The 10,677-nt window shown below is 60.3% G+C and carries 9 protein-coding genes and 1 pseudogene; 4 read left to right on the top strand and 6 right to left on the bottom strand.

The features are described from left to right. Nucleotides 1–192 precede the first annotated feature (192 nt). The 3 genes from ACGLHR_RS26820 to ACGLHR_RS26810 are packed head-to-tail and all read right to left on the bottom strand — an operon-like array spanning nt 193 to nt 3,256. Nucleotides 193–1,314, bottom strand: a complete 1,122-nt coding sequence (locus tag ACGLHR_RS26820; RefSeq protein ID WP_400097167.1) for an acyl-CoA dehydrogenase family protein — start codon at nt 1,312–1,314, stop codon at nt 193–195. A gap of 9 nt (nt 1,315–1,323) precedes the next feature. Further along, a complete protein-coding gene (locus tag ACGLHR_RS26815) occupies nt 1,324–2,520 on the bottom strand; it encodes an acyl-CoA dehydrogenase family protein (RefSeq protein WP_400097165.1) in 1,197 nt (398 codons plus the stop codon). A gap of 7 nt (nt 2,521–2,527) precedes the next feature. Beyond that, entirely contained in the window at nt 2,528–3,256 is a 729-nt protein-coding gene (locus ACGLHR_RS26810; RefSeq protein ID WP_267602711.1) for an SDR family oxidoreductase, read from the bottom strand. Between the two features lie 192 nt (nt 3,257–3,448). On the opposite strand from ACGLHR_RS26810, the gene ACGLHR_RS26805 reads away from it, so the two are divergent. The 3 genes from ACGLHR_RS26805 to ACGLHR_RS26795 are packed head-to-tail and all read left to right on the top strand — an operon-like array spanning nt 3,449 to nt 6,715. Next, nucleotides 3,449–5,017 (top strand): class I adenylate-forming enzyme family protein, encoded by a 1,569-nt coding sequence (locus ACGLHR_RS26805; RefSeq protein WP_400097163.1) that lies wholly within the window; start codon nt 3,449–3,451, stop codon nt 5,015–5,017. Nucleotides 5,018–5,065: 48 nt separating this feature from the next. Beyond that, entirely contained in the window at nt 5,066–6,052 is a 987-nt protein-coding gene (locus ACGLHR_RS26800; RefSeq protein WP_400097161.1) for a Bug family tripartite tricarboxylate transporter substrate binding protein, read from the top strand. Nucleotides 6,053–6,064: 12 nt separating this feature from the next. Further along, nucleotides 6,065–6,715 (top strand): TetR/AcrR family transcriptional regulator, encoded by a 651-nt coding sequence (locus tag ACGLHR_RS26795; protein WP_400097159.1) that lies wholly within the window; start codon nt 6,065–6,067, stop codon nt 6,713–6,715. 290 nt (nt 6,716–7,005) lie between these two features. Here ACGLHR_RS26795 and ACGLHR_RS26790 read toward each other — a convergent pair whose 3' ends face one another. From ACGLHR_RS26790 to ACGLHR_RS26780, 3 genes and pseudogenes are all read right to left on the bottom strand, one after another. Further along, complete coding sequence (locus tag ACGLHR_RS26790) at nt 7,006–8,211, bottom strand: porin (RefSeq protein ID WP_400097157.1); 1,206 nt, start codon at nt 8,209–8,211, stop codon at nt 7,006–7,008. 363 nt (nt 8,212–8,574) lie between these two features. Next, nucleotides 8,575–8,730 (bottom strand): annotated as a pseudogene (locus ACGLHR_RS26785) (alcohol dehydrogenase); the annotation flags it as partial. A gap of 188 nt (nt 8,731–8,918) precedes the next feature. Continuing rightward, on the bottom strand, nt 8,919–9,974 hold the full coding sequence (locus ACGLHR_RS26780; RefSeq protein WP_318233728.1) for a 3-keto-5-aminohexanoate cleavage protein: 1,056 nt from the start codon (nt 9,972–9,974) through the stop codon (nt 8,919–8,921). Between the two features lie 390 nt (nt 9,975–10,364). Between ACGLHR_RS26780 and ACGLHR_RS26775 the strand changes: the two genes are divergently transcribed. Then, entirely contained in the window at nt 10,365–10,553 is a 189-nt protein-coding gene (locus tag ACGLHR_RS26775) for a transposase DNA-binding-containing protein (protein WP_400097155.1), read from the top strand. The last annotated feature ends 124 nt before the right edge of the window (nt 10,554–10,677 follow it).

Below are 10,677 nucleotides of genomic sequence, written 5' to 3'. Positions count from 1 at the left end.
CAAGCGCAATCCCCGCGGCGTGAAACGAAAGATGTCGAATTTCCGAATCCGGCGGCGATCCGAGCCGCTGAATCAGCAAATCGTCCCCAAAGTGGTTGTGAAGTGAACAGTATTGCGTTCTGGCCAGATAACATTCGGAAATGATGTGCGCGCCGACCCCGACGGGGTCGGCGCGCAATACCTCTCGGCGCCTCAGCTCAGAGCCGGTTCACGCGACACCTGTCTCGCGACGCGCCGCAGATGGTAGGCAGCGTTGCCAAGGGTCTGCTCGATGGCCGTCAGCCGCCGGAAGAAATGCGAGATTCCCATTTCTTCCGTCATGCCCATCCCGCCGTGAATCTGGATGGCCTGCTGTCCGACGAATCGTGCGCCGATACCGACAAGCGCTTTCGCCGACGCGCAAGCCTGCGCGCGCCCGGCCTCGTCGTCGACAAACGCCAGTGCGCGCCAGACGGAAGACTTCGCCTGCTCGGCATGCACGAACATGTCGACGAGCTTGTGCTGCAGGGCCTGGAAGCTGCCGATGGGAACGCCGAACTGCTTTCGGGTGCGCGCGTATTCCGCGGTGTCCCGGATCATCGATTCCATAATGCCAACGGCCTCGGCGCACAGGCCAATGCGAGCAATGTCCAGCGCCAGTTCGAGATGCCTCAGCGTCTCGCGGCCATCGCCCAGCAACGCGCCGGCAGGCACCCTGACGTTGCTGAAAGTCGCCTCCGAAACCGCCGCGCCATCCACCGACGGATGGGTCACCAGTCCGACTCCCGGCGAGCCGGTCGGCACCATGAACAGCCGGAAGTCGTCACCCCGCCGCGCCAGCACGATCAATACATCGAAATTGCCCGCCAGAATGCCCTTCTTGCGGCCGTTGAGCACGTATCCGCCCTCGCCCTCCGCCTCGGAAAAAGTGGTATCGATCCTGGTCGGGTCGTAGGCGGAGCTGACCTCCTCATAGGCCACCGCAAAGCGCACCGAGCCATCAATGATTCGCGGGAGAATTTCCTGCTTCTGCAGCTCGCTTGCGCCGGCCTGGATCAGCGCGCCGGGAAACACGATCGAAGCCAGATAGGGTTCATTGAGAAGCGCCTTGCCGAACTCTTGCATCACCAAGGCGACGTCATTCCAGCCACCGCCCCCGCCGCCGTATCGCTCCTCGAATGGCAATGCAAACATGCCCTGCTCGGCAAGCGCTTGCCAATGCCTGGAATTCCCCGAGGTTGCCGCCGCCCGTTCCGCGAGGCTATATTCGCGGGTCAGATATCGCGAAACGGCGTCAATCACCAGTCGCTGGTCTTCAGTCAGGTCGAAGTTCATATTGACGCCTTACAGATTCAATTCGAGCTTGGCGAGGATGTTCTTCTGAATCTCCTCGGAACCGCCATAGATCGTGAGCTTGCGCAGGTTGAGATAGTTCGCGGTCTGGGCCGGCGCGTCATCGGGCAGCCATCCGCCGCCCGACCAGTCGAGCTCACGTGCCCCGCGAGGATAGGGCAGCGCGTCAAAGCCCAATACATCGAGATAGAGCTCCGATACCTGTTGCGCAAGCTGGCAACTGCGAATCCGGTAGAGCGACGCTTTCGTGCCCACATCCCCGCCCGCATCGGCTTCGGAGAGCGCACGAAGCAGCGTGTATTCGAGCGCGTCCACCTCGATCGTGATACGTGCCACCCGCTCGCAGAAGCTCAGATCATCGCCGAGCAAACCATCGGGGCCGGTGCGCGTCGATGCGCATTCGACCAGTCGCCGGAGATTGCGCCGGATTTGCCCGATCATCCCCGTGCTGAATCGCTCATGCCTGAGCAGGTATTTGGCACAATCCCACCCGCGATGCAACTCCCCTACCAGATTCGAAGCCGGAACACGCACCCCATCGAAGAAGACTTCGTTGACTTCGTGCTTTCCGTCGAGCGTGATAATCGGTCGCACGGTAATGCCTGGCGAGCGCATGTCGATCAGCAGGAAGGAAATGCCTTGCTGCTTCTTCGCATCGGAATCGGTCCTGACCAGACAAAACATCATGTCCGCATGCTGCGCGTATGTTGTCCATATCTTCTGGCCGTTGACGACAAACGTGTCGCCATCGAGCCGCGCGCTCGTCGACAGGCTCGCCAGATCCGAGCCCGCACCCGGCTCCGAATAGCCCTGGCACCACCAGTCGTCGCCGCTTCGGATACGCGGCAGATAGCGTGCCTTCTGCTCGGCTGTGCCAAACGCGAGCAGCACGGGCGCCACCATGCGAACGCCAAACGCAATCGGTTCGGGCGCTCCGGCGAGCGCGCATGCCTCGGCGAAGATATAGCTCTGCACCGGCGTCCATCCCGTTCCGCCGTACTCGACCGGCCAGTTCGGCGTACTCCAGCCCTGTGCTGCCAGGATCTTCGTCCAGCGCACAATGTCGTCCTTTGTCAGCGGCCGGTTCTCGACTACCTTCCGCCTGATGTCATCCGGCAGATTCGCGCGCAGAAACGCCTGGACCTCCGCGCGGTATGCCCGATCCTGCTTGCTATAGGTCAGCTCCATGGTGGGTTTACCAGGCCTCGATCCACGGACGCAGGTCGAGTTCGTGCGTCCACGCATCCCTCGGTTGCTGGTGCAACATCCAGTACATGTCCGCAATGTGCTCGGGGTTGAGAATGCCGTCGCGCTCCTTCAGTGCATAGCGCTCCGGGAACGTCTCCCGGATAAATTCCGTATCGATGGCCCCGTCGATCACCGGGTGCGCCACATGAATGCCTTTCGGTGCGAGTTCCTTTGCCATGGCCTGGGCCAGCGCGCGCAGGCCGTGCTTGGCGCCGGAGAATGCCGCGTAGCCGGCACGGCCACGCAAGCTGGCCGTCGCCCCGGTAAAGAAGATCGACCCGCGTTCGCGCGGCACCATGACCCGGGCCGTTTCACGCCCCATCAGGAAACCGGCGAAGCAGGCCATCTCCCAGACCTTGAAGTACACGCGTGACGTTGTTTCGAGGATATCGAAGCGCACGTTGGCGCCGATATTGAAGACGGCGACCTCGATCGGCGCAATCTTGGTTTCGATCTCCTGGATCAACGCCACCATTTCCTCCTCCTTGCGGGCATCCGAGGAAAACGCGTGCGCGGCACCGCCTTCGCTCTCGATCTGCGCAACCAGCGGGGCGAGCTTTTCCGCATTGCGGCGCGTCATGCACGCAATATAGCCCTCCCGCGCAAACCGCCGCGCAATGGCGCCGCCGGTGGCATCCCCGGCACCGATCACGAGTACCGCCTTCTTTTCCGACATGCTAGTCTCCTATTGATTTTGCGGAACACTGTACTGCATTGCGGTTTAGTATGGTCCGGCAGATGGTCATCGTCAACGTCATTTTGCGGAAATTTTAGATCTACGTCGCCTGGTCGTCTTGTATTTGAGAACCGATACGCAGTAATATGGACCGCATAGCAGCACATAATTCAGGAGACAAAGGAGCCGGATGTGACGAAACAGCACGCGCAACCTTCCAGCACGATGAACCGGATCCACGAGGTCATCAGCCCGTGGGTGCATGCCCAGTCGGAAGCCCTGGCACTTCAGGACAGCCGGATCAGGCTGACCTATGCGGAACTGTCCCAGGCGATCGACGCGGTTGCGGAACGTCTGCGAAACCTCGGTGTACGCCCCGGAGATCGCGTCATGCTGGTTGCCGAGAATTGCGTCGCGCTGGCGGTGATGGTGCTCGCCTGCAGCGCCTGCGATGCATGGGCGGTCGTCGTCAATCCTCGCCTGTCACCCAGGGAGATCGACAACTTCCTGGAACATTCGGATGCGCGCAGAGCGTTCTACGCCGCAAATGTCTCGCGCGAAGCGCTGGACCATGGCCAGCGTGTACAGGCGACCATGGAGACGTTCCCCTACCTTGGGGAACTCGCGGTTGGCCCGCTGAACCCGACGGCAACTGTCGAACCGGTAAGCAGCGATCCCCGACAGCAAGTGGCGGCGATGATCTACACATCGGGAACGTCAGGCAGCCCGAAGGGCGTCATGCTCACGCATGCGAACTTCCTCTACATGGCGTCACTTGCGACGACGCTTCGTCGCCTGAGTCCCCAGGACGTCGTCTACGGCATCCTGCCGATGGCTCACGTGGTGGGACTCTCTTCGCAGCTGCTGGGATCGGTGTCGTGCGGATGCACGCTGTTGCTGGAAGAACGATTCTCGCCAGAGGTTCTCCACACCGCGATCTGCGCGAAGGGCGTCACAGTCTTTCTTGGGGTGCCTGCCATGTTCGCGCGCCTGTTGGACTGGTGCGCGAAGACAGGCGCGTCGCTCGCCGGGCATCGGCTCAGGGTCATTGGCGCTTCCGGCTCGCCGTTAATGCCGGACCTCAAACACGCCGTGGAATCCGCTTTGGGCATACCGCTGCAGAACGGCTATGGCTTGACGGAGTTGTCGCCGACCGTCGCGCAGACCCCGCTGGACGCGCCGCGCACTGACTGCGCTGCGGGCATGCCGATTCCCGGACTGGAGATTCGCATCGTGGATAACCTTGGCAATGACGTCCAGCCACGCGAAACGGGCGAGCTATGGGTCCGCGGCCCCAACCTCATGAAGGGCTACTACAAGGCGCCGGATCTGACGCGCGCCGCTGTCAATGCGCAAGGCTGGTTCAACACAGGCGACATGGCGCGCCTGGCCGATGATGGCGCGCTGTTCATCGTCGGCAGGACCAAGGAGTTGATTATCCGCTCGGGCTTCAACGTCTATCCGGTGGAAGTCGAACAAGTCCTGAACAGCCATCCGTCCATTGTCCAGTCGGCGGTTGTCGGCCGGCAGGTCGAAGGCAACGAGGAAGTCGTCGCGTTCATCGAGCTGGCTTCCGACATGCCCGTCAGCCGCGATGCGTTGATGAGCTTTCTGCGTGCCCGCCTGTCGCCGTACAAGGTGCCGGCGGAAATCCGCGTCATGCGCCCGCTACCGGCCGCGCCGACGGGAAAACTGCTCAAGGGCGAAATCAAGAAGCTGGCCGCGGTGGCGACGGACGCGCGGCAAGTCACGCTTAGCTAAGTGCGTTCGCTCGCCTCGCATTACATAAAGCAATCATGGAGACATGCAGTGACCAGGAAAACGTGTATCAACGGACTGGGCGTCGCGGTTCTCGGACTCCTTTCGCATCCCCTGCTGGCCGCTGACCAGAACTACCCCACCAAGCCGATCCGCCTGGTCGTCCCGTTCTCCGCGGGGGGCGCGCTCGATACGACGGCAAGAGTGTTGGCGGAGCGCATGTCCTCCCATATGGGCCAGGCGGTCGTGGTGGACAACCGAACCGGCGCCGGCGGCATTATCGGCGTGGACAACGTGGCAAAGGCGGCCCCCGATGGCTATACGCTGTCCATCTCCCAAAGCTCCCAGTTGCTGGTCAATCAGTTCCTCTACAAGAAGCTGCCCTATAACCCGAATCGGGACTTCACGCTTGTGGCCAAGATTGCGGACTCGCCGCTGGTACTGCTGGTAGGCGAAAAGGTCCCGGCCGAGGACGCCAAGGAACTCCGCGCCTACCTGAAGGCCAACCAGGGAAAGCTCTCCTACGGCTCCTGGGGCGTCGGAACCGTCGGCCATCTGAGCGCCAACAAGCTCAATGAAGTCACCGGCGCGCAAATGACGCACGTCTCCTATCGCGGCGAGGTACCAATGGTGCAGGACCTGATCGCCGGCAACGTTCAACTTGCCTTCGCGACGGGATTGCAAGCGAACATGTTCCTGCCGAGCGGAAAGCTGAAAGCCATCGGCGTCACCGGCACGTCCCGCCTGCCGACCTTGCCCAATGTGCCCACTCTCGGGGAGCAAGGCTTCGACAGCGATGTATTCAAGACCGTGGGCTGGTCCGCCATTGCCGCACCTGCCGGCACGCCCAAGCAGGTGATTCAACGCGTGGCGGACGAGGTCAAGCTGGCAACGAATCTCCCCGACGTCAGGAAGCGAATCGGCGATCTCGGCTTTGTCGCCAACTACGCAGGTCCGGCGGAATTTACCGCCATGTATCAGAAACAGCTGCCGATATGGCAATCAGTCGTGAAGGAGTCCGGTGCGTCCCTTGACTGAGTGGCGTTCGCTTTGCGCATCAAAATGCGCCTGGATCATCCGCGATCGCAGAAAGGACTGATGCGCTCTGCCAGAGAGAACTTCATGCGCGTGGCGACGACAACGATGCGTAGCCGCGGCATCCGGGCGATTACCGTCGGAGAGATCACCGGCAAGCTGGGACTCTCGCGGAGTTCGTTCTATCTACGCTTCGACTCCCGGTCGCATCTGATCGAAGAGGTGTTGCTCGCATACTTCGACGGTTTACGATCCGATGCCGCGGCGAGCGTGCTGGGAGTACCGATCGGACTTGCGCGACTGGTGCGGATTCTCGAGTTCTGGATTCGTGACCATGTGGCGCAACGCGGCGGTTGCCTGATCCTGAGCGGCGCCACCGAATGTGCGACATATGGCGCCGATCCCATCCGACAGGCCGTGCACCGCGTCACGACAAACTGGCGGGCCTATTTGGCCGAGCAACTCAGGGATTCGGTGGCGACCCGGCAGATCCCGGATACCGTCGATATCGAGCAGTTGACCTTCGAGATCTTCAGCTTCGTGCTCGGCATTCAACACGACTGCGTCTTCCTCGGCGAACCGGTTTCGTTTCGCGGGCGCTTGTTCCAGCGGATTCTGGAACGAAACGGTGTGGTCCTGTGCAAGAAGCTGGCGCTTCGAATCTAAACCGCCATCGGGCATGCCGTGCCGATGCCTTGTGGCAGGTAGTGACAATATATTGCAATCATGACTGAACTCCTTTGGGTCGAACTCGACCATCGGCCTGCGCGAGGCTGCATCCCGCAGTTTGACGATCAACAAGGGGAAAAAAGGCCCCGTCACCAAGGTGGCGGGGCCTTTGCGTTGCAGGCCGCCGAGGCAGCACAACGAGCATATGATGCATGCACGCGAGCATTCCACAAGACTGCCTGCACCACTGCGCAAGAAAGCCTTTGTCACATACCGTTGGACTGTCTTTAGAACTTGTGGCGAATACCTGCGGCGACACCGAGCATATTGCTTTGGCCGCTGGCTAGCGTGTAGCTATTGCCAAGGGAAAGGCTGTTCGCGTAGCCGATCATCGCAGAATCCAGTCCCAGACCCGCATTCTTTGAATATGCCGTGGTCAGGTAGACATCAGTCCGCTTGGAAAGCGTGTAGTCCGCGATAAACGCAACTTGCCATGGGTTCGGCACCGACTTGCTGGCGAAGAAGCTCTTGACGTTGTCGTAGTTGTACTCAAGCGTCAGGCCGAGCGCCGGCGTCACCTGGTAGTTGGCACCGATCCAGTAGAAGTCGTCGCGCTCGATCAGGCTGCCATTCTGGTCCTTGTTCTGGCCCCAGCGATAGCCGCCCATGATCTTTGCCGGGCCGAACGCATAGCTTGCCGCGACCGTCGCCTTCTTGAAGCTGCCGCTGCCGAGGGCAGCAGCAGATAACGGGTTGGAAATGGTCGGGTTGAACTGGTCGTAAGCAACGGCCACACCGACAGGGCCGGAAATGTAGGTCAGAGCCGCGCCATAGGCGGTGTCGCGGCGGAACTGGCCCGGTACTTCGCCGTTGCCACCGAGCAACGGGCCGTTGGCCACCGTCGTCGGCAACGCCAGGCCGGTACCGAAGGACCAGTGCGCCAGTGCGGACACCGGCCCGAACTGGCCGGAGTATTTGATGGTGTTGTCCTCGCGGAAGTTCGCGCCGGTCAGCATCACGATCGGTTCATATTGCGTGGCAAAGGAGGCCGGCACGAAGTTCGCGATGCTCTCGAACATCGAAGTGTACTGACGGCCGAAAGTCACCTGGCCAAACTGCGTGCTTTGGATGCCCACGTAGGCCTGGCGACCGAACAGGCGGCCGCCTTGCTGCGACGTGCCGGTATCCAGGTTAAAGCCGCTTTCCAGTACAAAAACGGATTTCAGGCCGTTGCCTAGATCTTCCGCGCCGCGCAAGCCCCAACGCGAGCCGGACAGGCCGCCGGAGTTCATGCGGTAGACATTGTTGGATGGGCCCGCATTGAACTTGTTGGCTGCGCTGGGAACGGCGCCGACATGGTTGGCGAACTCAACGTTCATATCCGCCACGCCATACAGCGTCACACTGCTCTGTCCGTGTGCGCTGCCGGCGCAGATTGCGCCCGCAGCGATGAGTGCATGATTAAGTTTGCTCAGTTTGCTGAATGATCTCATTGGCTCTTCTCCTCTAGTTCATTTTTGTACACCTGTCACGAACGATGCCATCAGCCACGCGTGTCGTGGCCATGGCAAAGTACATCCCAGGCTTTTTTAACGGCTTCCCCCAACAGCAACCGCACCGACAAACTGCTCGACCTCACCTCTGAAGCTGTTGCAGCAGCTCGCTCGTCTCGCGTTTGAACCGGCCCAAGCCGGATGCTGGTACGAAATCCACTTTGCACTCGATCACCGCGACCGCGATGACCTTCGTACGCTGCATCGCCCACCTACCTGGTGCTCGCGGGTTCACGCCGCAGCGCCTGGCCGCGTCGTCCGAATAAGCTCCGCATGTTCAAAGAGTTGTCTCCTCGCTTCGAGCTTCTCGGCCAGGAAGTCCGTTCCCTTGAGTTCGATCTTGACGCCGGGCGGGATCATTCCGATCACAGTCGGGGTGCCGCCCCGACCGAGTATCGCGAACGCCTGTTCGGTGGTCTGCTTCAGGCCGATCGCCGCGAAGGCATGATGCGCGCCGCCACGGGGCCCTACGCTTCGTTGGCTAACCTCAGGAGGGAGTTTGCTTGCTTCTGGATCATGACGGACTCCTTTATCGAGAAATGTTCGGAGTCCGTTCGATGGTGGAAACTTCAACTTCAGCTTGAGTCCGTCTCTAGAAAATGCTGGTCGCCTCATACAGCATATGCTGTCATTTCCCCCCAAAGGCTTTAGTCTGGCTTACGCAGGAATCCTTGGTTGCCACCGTTACGATTGGGTGCGAAGCCATTGGCTTGAAGCGTTTCTTCCACGGTGTCGTAGAAGACCCCAAGCTTCAAGATCTCTCGCGTCTGCTTCGCTGTCGCTATGGGGCGACCGAATTCGCCGGCGATACGCACCAATTGCTTGATCTGCTCGACGGAGCTCATCTTTCCCGTGCGGGTCTGGTTCCAAAGTACATCCTCGATGCCGCACCGCACGTGCAGGCCCAAGGCCATGCCGATCATATTCACGGGCAGCACATTTAGCACCGAACTCTCCACCGTAATCACGGCTCCGTCCGGCGCAGCACGCAGGAAGTTTGCCAGGTTGTAGATGTTCGCTTGATCCATGCCGCCGCTGATAGCCACCCAGTTCATCACCAGTGGCCCCTTGTAAACGCCGCGGCGAATCATCCGCTCAATTGTTTCAAAGCTATTGATGTTGTAGCACTGAAACTCACTTTGGATTCCAGCGGCTGTCAAACGTCGGATGTGCTCCTCGGCCCAGCTGGGATTCGAGGGCACGATCATGTCCCTGTAGGTGTTGTAGAGGTGCGGGAATCCCCGCGAAACTCCCTTGAAGTCATCCAGCCCAGCATGCTCCGTCACATTCATCTGCGTGGTGTTGACGGTCACCGTCACCTGGTCGGGCTTCGGATCGAGTTCCGCCAGCATATGCCGCGTATCATCGCTAAGCCATTTGGCACCCTGGCCTTCTTCCGGCGCGAAGCTGATAGAGCCCCCCACTTGGATGACCATTTCTGGCACGGCGGCGCGCACCCCGGCGATCAGCTCATTGAACATGGACAAGCGCTTGCTGCCCCTGCCGTCGGGCTCACGCACATGCAGATGCAGCACTCTCGCACCGGCTTCGTAGCAATCCACCGCCTTCTGGATCTGCTCCTCCATGGTGATAGGGATATCTTCCGGGAAGTCTGAGGGAATCCAGCCCGGCGCATAGGGAGCGGCTGTGATGATCAGCGGCTGCTGGTTCTCGGGATACAGGTGGCCGTCAAGGAAGTTCATGATGATGGATCTCCAAGTTGAAATGCGAATACAACGTGTGAATCATCTGTCCTCGCGCCACTTCCCGCTTTACATTGGATGTCTCGAACTTGACTCTTCATGACAACAACGCGGCGCCCTGTCCGGTGAGCCACCGTCAAGGCACATACGCCCGTCAACCTGGAAGACGACGTACGCGAGCAAAAATGGAAGGGAGCCACCTTCCCTCCCCGACACGCCGTGCCCGAAGTACTGTGCGCGCAAGCTTGTCTGCATGATGCTTGCGCTGCAAGCGACCGGCCAATCTTGCGATTACCCACATCCTTCGATCCGGTTTCCGTTAACTTTCCATGACCTTGGACTGAGACTGGACGGAATGCAGAAGAACCGGCTGGTGGACGATGAACCTGGTTGGATGGCGAGGTTGCCGACAGCAACTTCCGGGACTTTCGGCTTCACAAGCGCTTCCGGACCTTGCTTGGCCGACTATGGCGGCGAATGGGTGAAATTATTCCCTTCGCTTGCGAGGATTGGGCCAGCACTAATGCTGAAAAGTGGCACAGGTTCAAGTCAAGGGCTGCATCGTGTCGAATTGCGTGATTCGAAGGGCCGTCCCGTTGAGGCACTACTCGAAATCCGGTATCGTCGGATCAAGGTCTTGCCGCCCATCGGTGAGCAAAGGCGCTATCCCGAGCTGCGACGGAATTGTCGCGATAAGGGTGCG

Origin of the sequence: Cupriavidus sp. CuC1 (assembly GCF_044627735.1) — a bacterium.
Lineage (GTDB): Bacteria > Pseudomonadota > Gammaproteobacteria > Burkholderiales > Burkholderiaceae > Cupriavidus > Cupriavidus ulmosensis.
Note: the sequence above shows the minus strand (reverse complement) of the source record. Positions and strands in the feature narration are given on the sequence as shown.